This is a genomic window from Brevundimonas sp. EU05-FHT14B11, assembly GCF_058790835.1.
In genome coordinates, this window is sequence record NZ_JBYTCY010000002.1 from 313689 (window position 1) to 329244 (window position 15556).

Below are 15556 nucleotides of genomic sequence, written 5' to 3' on the forward strand. Positions count from 1 at the left end.
ACCGTGTCGCCGGCGCCCCTGATCCTGATCCCGGGGCTGCTGAACGACGCGGACCTGTGGCGGGACCAGGTCGCCGCCCTGTCGCCGCGCTTCGACGTGCGGGTCGCGGACATCACCCGGGGCGAGACGATGGCGGCGCTGGTCGAGGCCGTCTTCGCGCTGGCCGAGGGACCGGTCGCGGTCGCGGGCTTCTCGATGGGCGGCTATGTGGCCCAGGCCATGCTGATGCACCGTCCGGAGCGGATCGAGCGGCTGGCCCTGCTGGACACCGGGATTCGTCCCGACACGCCCGAGCGCGCCGCCGAGCGGGCGACGCAGACCCGGTTGGCGACGGCGTCCGGCCGGTTCGTCGGGATCGGGGACCGTCTGCTGAGGACCTATATGGCCCCCGACCATGTCGCGAACCCGGACATGGCCGAGCGGGTCAAGGCGATGACCCAGCGGCTGGGAGCCGAGGTCTTCATCCGCCAGAGCGCCATCGTTCGCGGGGACGGCGAGGCGGCGCTGCGGGCGTATCGCGGGCCGACGCTGGTGTTGTGCGGGGAGGTGGACCAGATCACCCCGCCGGCGGGTCACCGCGAGATCGCCGGGCTGGTCCCGGACGCCGAACTGGTCATCGCGCCGGGTTGCGGCCACCTGACGCCGATCGAGGCGCCGGAGCTGGTCAGCGGGGCGCTGGCCCACTGGATGGAGCGCTGAGCATGGCGCGCGCGCTCAGCCCCCGCCGGGCGGCCGAGGTGCGCGCCGCCGTGCAGATGGCGGTCGGGGCCGCCGCGGCCTTCTATCTGGCCACCGCGCTGGGCCTGCCGCATCCCTACTGGAGCGTGATCTCGGCCATCGTGGTCATCCAGACCAGCGTCGGCGGCGGGGTGGTGGCCGTGGCGCGCGACCGGACCGTCGGCACCATCGTCGGGGCCCTGATCGGCGGAGCGGTGGCCTTCGTGCGGCCCGAGGGCGTCAGCGCCATGGTCGGAGCCCTGGCCCTGTCGACGGCGGGCCTGGCCTTCTTCGCCGCGGGTCGGCCCTGGCTGAAGATCGCGCCGGTGACGGCCGCCATCGTCATCGCCGGCGGCGCGGGGCCCGAGGGACCCGCCTCGCTGGCGCTGGACCGGGTGATGGAGATCCTGACCGGCAGCGGGGTCGGCGTCATCGCCATCCTGCTGCTGTTTCCCCGGCATGCGCGCCAGACCTTCCGGCTGCAGGCGCGGGAGGCGGCGGGCAAGGCCGCGGCCCTGCTGGCGCTGGTCATGCGCGGGGACGCCGCCGACGCGGGCGACCTGGCCCGCAGCCACGCGGACATGAAGAAGCGGCTCGATGCGCTGGGGCAGGCGGCGACCAATGTCATCGACCTGCCGGGCAGCCAGAAGGAGACCGCCGACCGCGCGGCCCTGGTGCGGGCCTTCTGGCGGGTGCGCAGCGACATCGTCATCCTGGGGCGCGGCTTCCAGGCCTCCGGGGCGCTGGACCGTCTGGAGCCGTGGATTCACGCCGCCACGGCCGCGGTGGTCCGTCTGGAGGCGCTGTCGCGGGGCGAGGCGGGGGAGCCGCTGGGCGATCCCGATCCGGTGCTGGCGCTGGGCGGCGGCGAGTCCGACGGCGATCTGGCCCGAGGAGCGGCGGCCATCGGCCTGGCCCACATGCACCGCGACCTCGACGACCTGGGCGAACGTTTCCGCGACCTGCGTCTGGTCTAGACGCGGCGGGGCCGAGGCCACATTCTGGTCCGGAGATCGGGGCTTGCTGAGCCCTCGAAGAGGATTGAGCGATGACCCGCCAGAAAGCCCCCAAGAAGAGCGAGACCATCGAGGTGCGCGTGCCCTACGGCGCCAAGACCGCCTTCGCCGAGCGCTGCCGCGAGAACGGCCAGACGGTCAGCGAAGCCGTACGGGCCTTCATGGAGCGCGAGATCGGCGGCGAGAGGCGGTCGGGGCGGGGTCGGACCCGCCTGTGGCACGCGGTCGCGGCGCTGGCGGCGGGACTGGCCCTGGGCTCCATCGCCGCTCCGTCGCTGGCCCAGAGCGCGCCTGCGTCCCGCGCCGCCTTCGAGCGGCTGGACCGTAACCACGACGGCGTCGTCAGCTATGACGAGTTCCGCCGCTAACGGGTCTAGCGGACCGGCTTGAAGAGCCGTCCGCCGCGCAGGTTCAGCCAGGTCCAGGGCTTGAACAGGCCGGCGCCGGGCTTCCACGACGCGACCACGATCTCGGCCTTGCCGACGATATTCTCGGCCGGCAGCAGGCCGACGCCGACATCGCCGGGCCAGCGGCTGTCCAGCGAGTTGTCGCGGTTGTCGCCCATCATGAAATACTGGCCCTCGGGCACGACATAGACGCCGGTGTCGTCGCCCGGCAGGCCGGACCCGCGGTCATAGGTGAGGTACTGGCGCCCCTCCGGCGTGGTCTCGCGCACTCGCAGCACCTGGACGCCGGAATCATCCTGGTCCTGGACCAGGTTCAGCGGCGTGCGGGGGATGGCGCTGCCGTTCACGAACACCGTTCCGCCCATGACCTGCACCCGGTCGCCCGGCAGGCCGATGACGCGCTTGACCCAGGTCTGCTGCGGCGCGCTGGGGCGGCGGAAGACGACCACGTCGCCCCGCTCGGCCGTACGTCCGAACAGGCGGCCGTCCGGCAGCGGCGGGTTAAAGGGCAGGGAGGCCCGGCTCCAGCCGTAGGCGAATTTCGACACCACCACATAGTCGCCGATCACCAGCCCCGGCTCCATCGAGGACGAGGGGATGGTGAAGGGCTGGTACAGGGTCGTCTGGATGGCGGTGGCGGCCAGCAGGCCGATCGCGACCACGCGGACGGTGTCGATCAGTTCGCGGACAGGCCCCTGGGAGGGGCGGGGAGCGGTTTTGGCGTGTTGGGTCATGGGCTCAGCAGACGGCGCCCCACGGGCGGCTTCAACGGCGAAGGCGTCCGGACGCCGGGAAATCGTGTCCGGACAAAGAAAAACGCCGGGGCGCGGGGCCCCGGCGTTCTGTCCGGTCGGGCGTGGATCAGCCGCGGTTTTCGATCGGCACGTAATCGCGCTCGGTCGGGCCGGTGTACAGCTGGCGCGGACGGCCGATCTTCTGGCCCGGGTCGGCCATCATTTCCTGCCACTGGGCGATCCAGCCGACGGTGCGGGCCAGGGCGAACAGCACGGTGAACATCGAGGTCGGGAAGCCCATCGCCGACAGGGTGATGCCCGAATAGAAGTCCACGTTCGGGAACAGCTTGCGCGAGGTGAAATACTCGTCCTGCAGGGCGACCTTCTCCAGCTCCTTGGCGACGACGAACAGCGGATCGTTCTCGCGGCCCGTGGCGGCCAGCACTTCGTAGGCCGACTGCTGCATGACCTTCGCGCGCGGATCGTAGTTCTTGTAGACCCGGTGGCCGAAGCCCATCAGCTTGAATTTGCGGTCCTTCACGCCCTGGATGAACTCCGGGATCTTGTCCGGGGTGCCGATCTCCTTGAGCATGTTCAGCGCCTCTTCGTTGGCGCCGCCATGCGACGGGCCCCACAGGCAGGCGATGCCGGCGGCGATACAGGCGAAGGGATTGGCGCCCGACGAGCCGGCCAGACGGACGGTCGAGGTCGAGGCGTTCTGCTCGTGGTCGGCGTGCAGGGTGAAGATGCGGTCCATGGCGCGAACCAGGCGCGGATCGACGTGATAGTCCTCGGCCGGAACGGCGAAGCACATGCGCAGGAAGTTCTCGGCGTACGACAGGTCGTTGCGCGGCGAGATGAAGGGCTGGCCGACGTGGTACTTGTACGCACGGGCCGCGATGGTCGGCATCTTGGCGATCAGACGGATGGCCGAGATATTGCGCTGCACCGGATCATGGATGTCCAGGCTGTCGTGGTAGAAGGCCGACAAGGCGCCGACGGTGCCGACCATGATCGCCATCGGGTGGGCGTCGCGGCGGAAGCCTTCGAAGAAGCGGTCGAACTGGGCATGCAGCATGGTGTGCATGGTGATGTTGCGCTCGAAGGCCTCGTATTCCGCGGCCGTCGGCAGTTCGCCGTGCAGCAGCAGGTGGCAGACCTCGATGAAGTTCGACTGCGAGGCCAGCTGGTCGATCGGATAGCCGCGGTGCAGCAGCACGCCGGCGTCGCCGTCGATGAAGGTCAGGGCCGACTCGCAGGCCGCGGTCGAGGTGAAGCCCGGGTCGTAGGTGAAAGCGTCCGTGCCCGCATAGAGCTTGCGGATGTCGATGACGTCGGGGCCGGTCGAACCCGACAGCACCGGCAGATCCACGGTCTTGCCGGCGTAGTTGAGGGTCGCCGTCCCGGCGGGTTTGGCTTGTTCGGTCATTTCAGCCCCTTGTCAGCGGCAGCCTCGCGCGGGGAGGCGGCGGGCCGCGTTTTGTTTGTAAACGTCACTTAGTCTGTTGCAGCGCATCATCCAAGCGCCCGAGGCTTTCTTCGCGTCCCAGAGCCCCCAACGTTTTCGCGATGTCGGGCGATGCGGCCCCGCCGGTCAGGGCCGCGCGCGTGGCCGGACCGATCTTTCCGAAGCCCACGGCCTCTTCCTCGGCGAAGGCCTTCAACTCGGCCTCAAGGGCGAAAACGTCCCAGCTCGCGAATAGCTTCAGCCGGTCGCGCAGGCGTCCGATGCGCTCGCCGGACTCGCCGGACAGCAGGCCTTGGCCCTTTTCGTCGATGGCGAGGGGGCGGGTCTTCAGCACGAAGGCGGTCTGGTCGGCCAGCTCCAGCGTGGTTCTGGCGCGGTCCTTCACGAAGGGCATGGCGCGCAGCAGGCGGACTTCGTCATCGGGGCCGAGCGTGTGGCCGCGCGACAGGTGGACGTCCAGGGTCAGCTTGGCCAGCCGGTCGTCCTGGGCGAGCCGGATCCAGTGGCTGTTGACGTGGGCCAGCTTGTCGAAGTCCAGCCGCGCGGGCGCCTTGCCGACGCCGCCCAGGTCGAACCAGGCCTGGGCCTGTTCATCGGAGAACAGCTCGTCGTCGCCGTGGGCCCAGCCGAGGCGGGCCAGGTAGTTGCGCATGGCCTCGGGCAGATAGCCCATCTCGGCGTATTCGTGCACCGCCTGGGCCCCGTGCCGTTTGGACAGCTTGGCGCCGTCCGGGCCGTGGATCAGGGGGATGTGGGCGAAGGTCGGCCGGGTCCAGCCCAGGGCGTCATAGATCAACGATTGACGAGCGGCGTTGTTGAGGTGGTCGTCGCCGCGGATGACGTGGGTCACGCCCATGTCGTGGTCATCGACCACCACGGCCAGGTTGTACGTCGGGGCGCCGTCCGACCGCAGGATGACCAGATCGTCCAGCGATGCTGTCTCCCAGCGCACCGAACCCTGCACCGCGTCGTCCACGACGACGGGCGCGTCCGCCGGGCGGCGGAAGCGGACGGTGTGCGGCTTCAACAGGTCATCGACCGTGGGCGTCCGGTCGCGCCACGGCGACTCGAAGGGGCGGCCCTCGGCCTTGGCCTGGTCACGCAGGGCGCCGGTCTCTTCGGCGGTCAGGAAATCCCGGTAGGCGTGGCCGGTCTCCAGCAGGATGTTGGCGACCTCGCGGTGACGGTCGGCGCGCGCGAACTGAAACACCGGCTCCTCGTCGGCGAACAGCTCCAGCCAGGCCATGCCGTCGAAAATGGCCTTCACGGCCTCGTCGGTCGAGCGCTCGCGGTCGGTGTCCTCGACGCGCACGAGAAACTTCCCGTTGTGTCGCCGTGCATACAAATAGTTGAAAAGCGCCGTCCGGGCGCCCCCTATGTGCAGGAAGCCGGTGGGCGAGGGGGCGAAGCGGGTGACCACTTCGGAAGTCGGGGCGGAAGAGGAGGTCATTTCAGGTCGGTCCGATCGGGCCGCCCTTATACCCCCGCCTGCCGCAAAGCCTAGCGCCCGGGTGAGGATCGCGGGTTTCCTGCGCGCCCAGATCAAGGCGCAGACCCTGCGCTGGCGACTGTGGACGCCGGTGGCGTTCGGCGCGGGCTGCGCGACCTATTTCGCCTTCAAGGCCGAGCCGCCGCTGTGGCCGCTTCTGGCCTTCGCGGGTCTGGCTTCGCTGGCTTGGCTCATGGGGCGGCGGCTGCATGCGGCGCGGGTGGTCAGCCTGTGCCTGCTGATGCTGGCCTGTTTCGCCCTCGGACTGGCGGCCGCCAAGCTGCGCACCGACGCCGTCAGCGCGCCCATAGCGCCCGCCATGGACGGGCCGACGGTGATCGAGGGCTGGGTGGTGGATGTCGACAGCCCCGGTGCGGCGGGCCCGCGCATCATCGTCGCCCCGGTGCGCATCCGTGGGCTTGAGCCGGAGCAGACGCCCGTGCGCATCCGCGCGACGGTGAAGGGCGTGGCGCCCGAGCCCGGCGAGGCCGTGCGCCTGTTCGCCATCCTCAATCCGCCGCCCGCGCCCGCCAGCCCCGGGGCCTATGATTTCGGCCGCACGGCCTTCTTCCAGCGGATCGGCGGGGTGGCGTTCGCGCTCGGCGAGACGCGGACGGCGGTCCTGTCCGAGGCCCCGTGGCGGCTGCGCCTGGTGATGTGGGTCAACGCCATGCGCTTCGACCTGGCCCAGCGGCTCGTGGCCCGGCAGGGCGAGCGCGCGGGCGGGGTGGCGGCGGCCATGACCACGGGCCACGAGGCCTGGCTGGATCCCGCCGAAGTCGACGTCATGCGCGATTCCGGGCTGGCGCACATCCTGTCGATCTCGGGCCTGCACATGGCGGTGGTGGGCGGCTTCACCTTCTTTCTGGTGCGGCTGCTGATCGCGGCCTGGCCGTGGCTGGCGCTGCGCGTGCCGGGCAAGAAGGCGGCGGCCGTCGCGGGCCTGCTGGCGGTCGGGACCTATCTGGTGGTGTCCGGCGCGCCGCCGCCGGCGGAGCGGGCCGCGGTGACCGCCTCCATCGCTTTCCTGGCGGTCCTGCTGGACCGGCAGGCGATCACCATGCACGCGCTGGCGGTGGCGGCCCTGGTGGTCCTGCTGCTCCAGCCCGAGGCCATCGTCACGCCCGGCTTCCAGATGTCCTTCGCGGCCACGGCGGCGCTGGTCGCCCTCGTGGAGGCCTGGCCGCACCGTCCCAGGGAGATATCGACGCCATGGCCGATCCTGATGGTGCAGCGGACGGGCGCCTGGGTCGGGGCGGCGGTGCTGGCCAGTCTGGTGGCGGGCGCGGCGACGGGACCGTTCGCCATGCAGCATTTCAACCGCTCGGCCATGTACGGGCTGGCGGCCAATCTGGCGACGGCGCCGCTGTCGGACTTCCTGATCATGCCCGCCCTGGCCCTGGGCGCCCTGCTGGAGTCGATCGGGCTGGGCGCGCCCTTCCTGTGGCTGGCGGCGCGGGGCATCGACCTGATGCTGGCCATCGGTGAACGGGTTGCGGGTTTGCCGGGCGCAGTGCGGACCATCGCCAGCGCGCCGGACATCGTCCTGCCCATCGCCTTCCTCGGGGTGCTGTTCTGCTGTCTCTGGAGAGGGCCGCTGCGGTGGCTGGGCCTGCCGTTGGCCTGCGCGGTGCTGATCTGGCCGCGCGACCCGGCGCCGGACCTGTGGATCGGCGACGCCGGCACGCAGGCGGCCTTTGTTCAGGACCGGCAGGCTGTGATCGTCCGGCCCGGCGTGCGCCAGTTCGCGGTCGATGTCTGGACCCGGCGGCGGGGGCTGCAGGCGGTGGATCGGCCCGCGGAACGCTGGACCTGCGGCCGGTTCTCCTGCGCGCCGGAGACCTCCGGTCCCGTAGCCTTGTGGTGGGGCCGCCGCGCGCCGTCGGCGGAGCAACTGGACTCCCTGTGCCGGTCAGCGCCGGTCGTCAGCGTGCGGGGCGAACTGGCCGCGCTTCCGCCGTCCTGCGAAGGGCGGCTGGTGCTGGACGGGCTGGACTACGCCCGGGGCGGGGCGGTGGAGCTGAAACGCGAAGGGCCCGCCGCGGCGAACCGCTGGCGAGCCCTGTGGGTGTCAGATGTGCGTGGCGATCGGCCGTGGAGCCGGTTCGGCGACGCGCTTAGTGATACCGGCGGATGAGGCCGACCAGCTTGCCTTGCACGGCGACCTGGTCCGAGCCGTAGATCTTGGTCTCGTAGTTGCGGTTGGCGGGCTCCAGCGCGATGGAGGCGCCCTTCTTGCGCAGGCGCTTCAGCGTGGCCTGTTCGCCTTCGACCAGGGCCACGACGATCTCGCCGGACGAGGCGTTCTCGGTCGATTTGATGATCACCAGATCGCCGTTGAGGATGCCGGCCTCGATCATCGAGTCGCCCTCGATCTCGAGCAGATAATGCTCGCCAGAGCCCAGCATGGCCTCCGGCACCGGATAGCGGGCGGTCTCGTGCTCGATGGCGTCGATGGGCGTACCCGCCGCAATCTTGCCCATCAGCGACAGTTCGCGGGTGTCGTTGGCCGGTTCGGCGGCCTGCGGACGGCCGCCGCCCTCGATCACGCCCGGCTTGAAGCCCGCGTGGCCGCGCGGGGCGCCCTGCGTCGCCTGTTCCGGCAGCTTGGTGACCTCCAGCGCCCGCGCCCGGTGGGCCAGGCGACGGATGAAGCCGCGTTCCTCCAGCGCCGTGATCAGGCGGTGGATGCCCGACTTGGACGCCAAATCCAGCGCCTCCTTCATCTCGTCGAACGAAGGAGACACGCCGGTCTCCTGAATCCGCTCGTGGATGAACATGAGCAGTTCGTGCTGTTTGCGCGTGAGCATGACGTCCTCGAGGCGAATCCGGTTTCCAGAACGCTAGCGGAACAAACCGCAAACGTCCAGAAACTGTTCCTGAGGTGTTCCGGTTAAGGCAGGGTTACCGTCAAGCCGGCGTTGCCCGCGAAACGATGGGACGTCATGGTGCGGACAAGAGGGAGGACGGCTTGGACACATTGCTCGCGGGGGTCGGCGACCGGCTCAAGGCTCTGGCCGGCGAACTGGTCAGCTTCAGCGGCCGCGCGAGGATCGTGGATGTGATCTACATCTACATCCTGCTCTTGATCCCGTCGCTCCTGCTGAGAATTCCGCTCAACGCCCTGCAGTGGGACGCTGAATGGTACGGTCGGGCGTTCGTGGACGTCGCTTTGTGCGTTCCATTCGCCGCCCTGTTCGTCCGACGCCTCCATGACCAGGGCCTGTCGGGATGGTGGGCCCTGTTGGTGCCGCCGTTCCCCGTGATGAACCTCTACGAGTCATATCGGGTGGTCTTCGCGGTGCGGAATCCCGAATGGCTGTTTCAGCCTGACCCGCTGGAGTCGTGGAAGGTGCTTCTGTTTCCGGTCGCCTTGATCGTCCTGGTGCTGCTCCTGCGCCCTGGCCAGCAGGGGCCAAACCGCTACGGGCCTGATCCGCGGGCCGCCGTTGCGGTGGTCCCGGCCTAGGCCAGCAGCGCCCGCGTCGCCGCTTCCACGTCATCCTGACGCATCAGGCTTTCGCCGACGAGGATGGCCTGGGCGTGGGCGTCGGAGACCTGTTGCACGTCGTCCGGGGTGAAGATGCCGCTCTCGGCCACCAGCAGGGCGCGGACGGGGCTGAGCATGGCGAGGCGTTCGGTGGTCTCCAGATCGACCTCGAAGGTGCGCAGGGAGCGGTTGTTCACCCCGACCAGATCGCCGCCCAGCTTGCAGGCGCGGGCCATCTCGGCCTCGTCGTGAGTTTCGATCAGGGCGTCCATGCCGAAGCGCTCGGCCTCCGACAGCAGTTCGGCGGCCAGCCTGTCGTCGATCATGGCCAGGATGACCAGGATGCAGTCGGCGCCCAGGGCCCGGCTCTCGGCCACCTGCCACGGATCGACAAGGAAGTCCTTGCGCAGGCAGGGCAGGGCGACCGCGTCGCGGGCGGCGGCCAGATAGGCGTCGTCGCCCTGGAAGCTGGGGCCGTCGGTCAGCACGGACAGGCAGGTCGCACCGCCGCGCTCATAGGCCTTCGCCAGCGCCGGCGGATCGAAATCGGCGCGGATCAGGCCCTTGGACGGGCTGGCCTTCTTGATCTCGGCGATCAGGGCCGGTCGGCCGGTCTCCACGACGTGGTTGTCCAGCGCGGCGCGGAAGCCGCGCGGGGCGGAGGCCAGGGCGGCGCGCGCCTCGACCGCGTCCTGTGACAGGGCCGCCTTGCGGGCGGCGACGTCCTCGCGCTTGTAGGCGGCGATGCGGTCCAGCACGTCGGTCACGCCGGCTCCTCTTCCTCGATGGGGGTGTTGGTGGCGGCGACCAGTTCGGCCAAGGCCCTGGCGGCGCGTCCGTCGTCGATGACGGCGGCGGCCTGGGCCGCGCCCTCGGCCAGGTCGGCGGCCTTGTCGGCCACCACCAGCCCGGCGGCGGCGTTCAGCAGCACCACGTCGCGATAGGCGCCCTTCGCTCCGTCCAGTAGGGCGGTCAGGGCGGCGGCGTTCGCCTCGGCGTCGCCGCCGCGGATGGCAGAGAGGTCGTGGCGGGCCAGTCCGGCGTCCTCGGGCGTGACGGTGAAGCGGCGCACGGCGCCGTCCTTCCATTCGGCCACCTCGGTCTCGCCGGTGACGGTCAGTTCGTCCAGGCCCTGGCCGTGTACGGTCCAGGCCCGCACGGCGCCCAGGCGGCCCAGCACCTCGGCCAGCGGCTCCAGCAGGCGGGGATCGTAGACGCCCATCACCTGCCGCTTCGCCTGGGCCGGATTGGACAGCGGGCCCAGCAGGTTGAACACGGTGCGGAAGCCGATCTCGGCCCGCACCGGCCCGACGTGGCGCATGGCGCCGTGGTAGGAGGGGGCGAACAGGAAGGCGATCCCCGCCCGGTCCAGCGCGCGCAACTGCTGGGCCTGGCCGGCCTGTAGATTGACCCCCAGCACCGCCAGCACGTCGGAGGAGCCGGACTTCGAGCTCAGCGCCCGGTTGCCGTGCTTGGCGACCTTCAGGCCCGCGCCCGCCAGCACCAGCGCCGCCGCCGTGGATATGTTAAAGGTGTGTTGGCCGTCGCCGCCGGTGCCGCAGGTGTCGATGACGTCCCACGGATGGTCCAGCGTCAAGGCCGCCTCGCGCATGGCGGTGGCGAAGGCCGCGATCTCGCCCACCGTCTCGCCGCGGATGCGCAGGGCGGTGACGGCGGCGGCGACCTGGGCCGGGGTCGGCTCGCCGCGCAGGCAGGCGGCGAAGAAGGCGTGCGCCTCGGCGTCCGACAGGGTCTTGCCGTCGACCAGCTTGGCCAGCAGGGGCTTGAAGGTGTCCGCCACCTCAGACCATCGCCCGGCGCTTCACGCCCGCGAGGTCCAGGAAGTTGGCCAGCAGGTCGTGGCCGTGCTCGGTGGCGATCGATTCCGGATGGAACTGCACACCGTGGATGGGGCGGGTCTTGTGGGCCAGGCCCATGATCTCGCCGTCGGCGGTCCAGGCGGTGACCTCCAGCACGTCCGGCAGGGTCTCCCGCTTCACCGCCAGCGAGTGGTAGCGCGTGGCCGTGAACGGCGAGGGCAGGCCGCGGAACACGCTCTTGCCCTCGTGAAGGATCGGCGAGGTCTTGCCGTGCATCAGGGCCTTGGCGCGGATCACATCGCCGCCGAACGCCTGACCCATCGCCTGATGGCCCAGGCAGACGCCGAAGATCGGCATGTCCAGCGGCGCGGTGTCGAGCAGGGCCAGGCAGACGCCGGCCTCGTTGGGCGTGCACGGACCGGGCGACAGCAGCACGGCCTCGGGCTTCAGCGCCCAGGCCTCCGCGGCGGTCAGGTCGTCGTTGCGCACGACGCGCGTCTCCGCGCCCAACTCCGCCAGGTAGTGGACGAGGTTGTAGGTAAAGCTGTCGTAGTTATCGACGACGAGGATCATGACTTGGCTTCTAGGGACTACGGCCCGCCGCGCCAAGCGCCCAAGGCGTCTCAGGAGGCCGGTAAGACTGCGTTAACCGTATTGGATCGAATTGGGACTCTTCGAACGGGGAGGCTCGAATGGCCGACGGCATCCAGAAGGCGCGTATCCTGCTGACCGATCCCGCGGCGACGCGGAGCAGCCCATGGCCCGCGCTCGGCGCGGCGGCCCTGGCCGCGACGGCGGCGGTGCTGATGGCCGGGGTGATGATCCTCGGGCCGGGCGTCCGCTTCCAGGACGCGCCGCCGATCGATCAGGCCCTGTTGCCGAACGGATAGCGCCAGGCTTCGTCCGCCGCCCGCATGGGCGCGCGCGCCTTGGCCCGGGTTTCGGCATATTCCGCCGCCGGATCGCTGTCGGCGACGACGCCGGCGCCCGCCTGCACATGGATCTGGCCGTCGGCGAACAGGGCGGTGCGCAGGACGATGCAGATGTCCGCCTCGCCGCCCGCCGAAATATAGCCCACGCCGCCGCCGTAGCCGACGCCGCGCTTCACCTCTTCCAGCTCGTCGATGATCTCCATCGCCCGCACCTTCGGCGCGCCCGACAGGGTGCCGGCGGGCAGGGCGGCCAGCAGGGTGTCGACCGCGTCCAGTTTGGGATCCGCCATGCCCTGCACATCCGAGACGATGTGCATGACCGAGCTGTAGCGTTCGACCTTGAAGCTCTCGGTGACCTCCACGGTGCCCGGCGCGGACACGCGGCCCACGTCGTTGCGGCCCAGATCCAGCAGCATCAGGTGCTCGGCCCGCTCCTTGGGATCGGCCAGCAGCTCGGCCTCCAGCGCCCGGTCGGCCTCGGGCGTCTCGCCGCGCGGACGGGTGCCGGCCAGCGGACGGATGGTCACCCGGCCGTCCTTCAGCCGGACCAGGATCTCCGGGCTGGACCCGGCCAGCTGGAAGTCGCCGAAGTCGAGGAAGAACAGATAGGGCGAGGGGTTCTGACGCCGCAGGGCGCGGTAGAAGGCCAGCGGGTCCGCGTCCCACGGCGCCGAGAAGCGGTGGCTGAGTACGACCTGGAAGATGTCGCCGGCGGCGATGTACTCCTTAGCCCGGGCGACCATAACGCCGAAGGCCGCCTCGTCGACCGGCGAGACGAAGGCGGGGCCGGCGGCCTCGACCGGCGCGGGCAGGGCGGGCAGGGGCGTGCGCAGGTCGGCCTCGAACCGGTCCAGACGTTCGACGGCGGCGTCCCAGGCGGCGCGGGCGTCCTGTCCGCTGTCCGGATAGGCGGCCGAGACCAGGACGATCTCGTGCTTCACCGAATCGAAGATGCCGACGATGGCGGGACGGGTCAGGACCGCGTCGGGCAGGTCCAGCGGGTCCGGATTGGGCGCGCCCAGCGGCTCCAGCAGGCGGACCATGTCGTAGCCGAACACCCCGAACAGGCCCGCGGCCATGGGCGGCAGGTCCTCGGGCAGTTCAAAGCGCGAGGCGGCCATCAGGGCGCGCAGCGAGGCCAGCGGATCCTCGCCGTCGGAAGCGTAGCGGTCGGCCGCGATATCCGCGCCGCGGGCCGTCTCCGGCCGGCGGTCGCGGCAGCGCCAGACGACGTCGGGCTCACGCGTGATGATCGAGTAACGGCCGTTGACGGCGCCGCCCTCGACCGACTCCAGCAGGAAGGCGTGGGACCGGCCCCGCCCGACCTTCAGAAAGGCGGAGACGGGAGTCTCCAGATCATCGACCAGCCGGCGGACGACCACCTGCGGCCGGCCCGAGGACCAGCCGTCGCGGAAGTCGGAGAAGGCGGCGGCGGAGAGGTCCGCCGTCGTCATTGCGCCGGGGCGGGGGCCGGACCGCGCGGAGCGGCGGCTCCAGCGGCGCCGCCGGCCGGGGTCGCCGGGGCGACTTCCGACAGGCCCAGGGCCAGGCGGGCCTGCGGTTCGCTGAAGGTGGCGTTCACGCGGGCCGCGGCGGCCTTGATGGCGGCCTCGCCGACGGCGTTCAGGTTGTCCCCGGCCATACGGGCCCGGAACTGGTCCGCGGGGCCGGCGGCCAGGGTCGGGTTGGGCGCCGTGATCGCGTCGGTACGGCCGATGACGAAGCTGTCGGCGGCCTGCTGCTGGGAGAAGACCTGGCCGCGCGGCGTGGAGAACAGGCCCTGGACGACGCCCTGGCCCGCGGACTGGTCCTGGGCGCCGATGTTGGCGGCGGTCTGCAGCGTGGCGCCGGCCGAGCGGGCGACGGCGGCCATATCCTCGCCGCCGCGGATGCGGCCGGCCAGGGCGTTGGCGCGGGCGTTGAGCAGGCGGTTGTTCTCGCGGGCGATCCAGTTGGCGGCCAGTTCGGAGCGGAAGCTGGGGTTGCTCAGCGAGGGCAGGGCCGGGGGCACGATCTCGTTGATCCGGACGACGAAATATTCGCCCTGACCGGCTTCCATGACTTCGCTCTCGCCGTTGCGGCCGAGCTTCCACATCGCTTCCAGCAGTTGGGGCGGCGCGCGGAAGTTCGGCTGCTGAATGCTGCGGCCGTCCTGGGTCACCTGCGGCACGGCGAGGATGCGGGCGCCGACCTCGGTGACCGCGGCTTCCAGCGTCTTGCCGTCCTTGCGCGCCTTGTCATAGGCCTCGACGCGCCGATAGACGGCGGCGCGGCGGTCTTCCTGGCGCAGTTCCTCGACGACCTGGGCGCGGACGTCCGCGAGCGTCGAGGGGCGGCCCGGCTTCACGCCGGTCAGCTTGGCGACGACGAAGCCGACGCGCGCCTGGACGGGGTCGGACACCTGGTCCGGGGTCATGCCGAACACGGCGGCGGCCACGGCCGGATCGGTCACGGCCGTGCGCGGGCGATCGGTGAAGGCCGAGGGCGCCAGGTTGTTCGCCTGGCCGACGGCTTCCGGCGTCTGGCCGGCGCGCAGGGCGGCGGCGATACGGTCGGCCACGGCCTTGTTCGGCGCCGTCAGGGTCACGAAGGTGCGGGTTTCCGGTTGCGACAGGGCGTCGCGGCGGAAGTTGAAGCGTTCCTGGATACGGGCGTCGGTGATCTCGCCCTGACCGTCGGCCGGGCTGTCGAACAGCACCACCGAGGCGCTGCGGAATTCCGGCAGGCGCAGCTGGGCGGCGTTCTGCTGGATGAAGGTGTTGAGCTGGGCGTCGGTCGGCGCGGCGGCCGAGCCGGCCATGGCCTGGGTCACGGCGAACCAGCGACCGTCGCGGGTCTCCAGCGCCTGGTTGGCCAGGACGGCGCCGTAGATGCGCGGCAGGCGCACGCCGGCGCCGATGGCCGAGCCGTAGTGGCGGGTCACGATCTCGTCGCGCATCTCGTTCTCGAAGCGCTCGGGCGTGGCGTTGTTCTGCTGCAGGGCGGCGACGTAAGCGCCCTGGTCGAAGCGGCCGGTGACCGAATCGAAGAAGGCGGGGACCTGACGAATCTGACGCAGGACCAGTTCCTTGCCGGGGCGGATGCCGACCTTGTCAGCCCACGACATGAAGCCGAGGCGCTCGGACTGCTGGGCCAGATAGGCCGGGAGCTGCCCGCCGCCGACCAGGTCCTCGAACGTCAGGGGGCGACCGGCCTGTTCCTGGGCCTGATTGCGGATGCGGTCCAGGTCGGCGCGGAACTCCGGCGCGTCGATGCTGCGCTCGCCCGCCGAAATCACATGCTTGGGCCCGAAGCTGGACAGCAGGTCCGGCATCTGCGAGCCGCCAGTGACCAGCAGGCCCACACCCAGCAGGACGAGCAGGCCGATGGCCCACTTGGACTTGGCGAATTTGCGGAACGCGGTGAGCATGGTCGGTCCTGAACGGAAGGGCGGCGAGAATGGCCACCTCGGCCTATAGGGCGTGAGGGGCCAGCACGGCAAGA

At 70.8% G+C, this 15556-nt stretch carries 15 protein-coding genes; 6 read left to right on the forward strand and 9 right to left on the reverse strand.

Annotated elements, in window-relative coordinates; genetic code table 11:
• Positions 1-3 precede the first annotated feature (3 nt).
• From AC3WRV_RS08960 to AC3WRV_RS08970, 3 genes are all read left to right on the forward strand, one after another.
• A complete protein-coding gene (locus tag AC3WRV_RS08960) occupies positions 4-699 on the forward strand; it encodes an alpha/beta fold hydrolase (RefSeq protein WP_492312971.1) in 696 nt (231 codons plus the stop codon).
• Positions 700-701: 2 nt separating this feature from the next.
• Complete coding sequence (locus AC3WRV_RS08965; protein WP_492312972.1) at positions 702-1694, forward strand: FUSC family protein; 993 nt, start codon at positions 702-704, stop codon at positions 1692-1694.
• Between the two features lie 71 nt (positions 1695-1765).
• Positions 1766-2101 (forward strand): EF-hand domain-containing protein, encoded by a 336-nt coding sequence (locus AC3WRV_RS08970; RefSeq protein WP_291837290.1) that lies wholly within the window; start codon positions 1766-1768, stop codon positions 2099-2101.
• A gap of 5 nt (positions 2102-2106) precedes the next feature.
• Here the strand turns inward: AC3WRV_RS08970 and lepB are convergent, their stop codons facing one another.
• The 3 genes from lepB to gltX form a co-directional block, all read right to left on the reverse strand.
• A complete protein-coding gene (gene lepB / locus AC3WRV_RS08975; RefSeq protein WP_492312973.1) occupies positions 2107-2874 on the reverse strand; it encodes a signal peptidase I in 768 nt (255 codons plus the stop codon).
• 127 nt (positions 2875-3001) lie between these two features.
• Complete coding sequence (gene gltA / locus AC3WRV_RS08980) at positions 3002-4303, reverse strand: citrate synthase (protein WP_492312974.1); 1302 nt, start codon at positions 4301-4303, stop codon at positions 3002-3004.
• Positions 4304-4367: 64 nt separating this feature from the next.
• Positions 4368-5792, reverse strand: a complete 1425-nt coding sequence (gene gltX / locus AC3WRV_RS08985; RefSeq protein WP_492312975.1) for a glutamate--tRNA ligase — start codon at positions 5790-5792, stop codon at positions 4368-4370.
• A gap of 61 nt (positions 5793-5853) precedes the next feature.
• Between gltX and AC3WRV_RS08990 the strand changes: the two genes are divergently transcribed.
• Positions 5854-7968, forward strand: coding sequence for a ComEC/Rec2 family competence protein (locus AC3WRV_RS08990; protein WP_492312976.1), 2115 nt, complete (start codon positions 5854-5856; stop codon positions 7966-7968).
• On the opposite strand, the gene lexA is transcribed toward AC3WRV_RS08990, so the two are convergent.
• Positions 7949-8641: a transcriptional repressor LexA gene (gene lexA / locus AC3WRV_RS08995; protein WP_291839955.1), complete on the reverse strand. Its 693-nt coding sequence runs from the start codon at positions 8639-8641 to the stop codon at positions 7949-7951. The genes AC3WRV_RS08990 and lexA overlap by 20 nt on opposite strands.
• A gap of 161 nt (positions 8642-8802) precedes the next feature.
• Here lexA and AC3WRV_RS09000 point away from each other — a divergent pair, with 161 nt between their 5' ends.
• Entirely contained in the window at positions 8803-9300 is a 498-nt protein-coding gene (locus AC3WRV_RS09000; protein WP_492312977.1) for a DUF805 domain-containing protein, read from the forward strand.
• Here AC3WRV_RS09000 and trpC read toward each other — a convergent pair.
• Genes trpC through AC3WRV_RS09015 form a run of 3 tightly spaced genes read right to left on the reverse strand, consistent with a single transcriptional unit; the run spans position 9297 to position 11714 of the window.
• The gene (gene trpC / locus AC3WRV_RS09005; protein WP_492312978.1) at positions 9297-10088 is read right to left on the reverse strand and encodes an indole-3-glycerol phosphate synthase TrpC; all 792 of its coding nucleotides are present in this window, start codon (positions 10086-10088) and stop codon (positions 9297-9299) included. The genes AC3WRV_RS09000 and trpC overlap by 4 nt on opposite strands.
• Complete coding sequence (gene trpD, locus AC3WRV_RS09010) at positions 10085-11122, reverse strand: anthranilate phosphoribosyltransferase (RefSeq protein WP_492312979.1); 1038 nt, start codon at positions 11120-11122, stop codon at positions 10085-10087. Before trpD ends, trpC begins: the two co-directional genes overlap by 4 nt.
• 1 nt (position 11123) lies before the next feature.
• Entirely contained in the window at positions 11124-11714 is a 591-nt protein-coding gene (locus AC3WRV_RS09015; RefSeq protein WP_492312980.1) for an anthranilate synthase component II, read from the reverse strand.
• Positions 11715-11833: 119 nt separating this feature from the next.
• Here AC3WRV_RS09015 and AC3WRV_RS09020 point away from each other — a divergent pair, with 119 nt between their 5' ends.
• Positions 11834-12031 (forward strand): peptidoglycan-binding protein, encoded by a 198-nt coding sequence (locus tag AC3WRV_RS09020; RefSeq protein ID WP_291839937.1) that lies wholly within the window; start codon positions 11834-11836, stop codon positions 12029-12031.
• Here the strand turns inward: AC3WRV_RS09020 and trpE are convergent.
• Together trpE and AC3WRV_RS09030 are read right to left on the reverse strand one after the other, a co-directional pair.
• Positions 12007-13527 (reverse strand): anthranilate synthase component I, encoded by a 1521-nt coding sequence (trpE, locus tag AC3WRV_RS09025; protein ID WP_492312981.1) that lies wholly within the window; start codon positions 13525-13527, stop codon positions 12007-12009. The two genes, AC3WRV_RS09020 and trpE, sit on opposite strands and share 25 nt — an antisense overlap.
• Positions 13524-15482 (reverse strand): peptidylprolyl isomerase, encoded by a 1959-nt coding sequence (locus tag AC3WRV_RS09030; RefSeq protein WP_492312982.1) that lies wholly within the window; start codon positions 15480-15482, stop codon positions 13524-13526. The genes trpE and AC3WRV_RS09030 overlap by 4 nt, the downstream gene beginning before the upstream one ends.
• Positions 15483-15556: the final 74 nt, after the last annotated feature.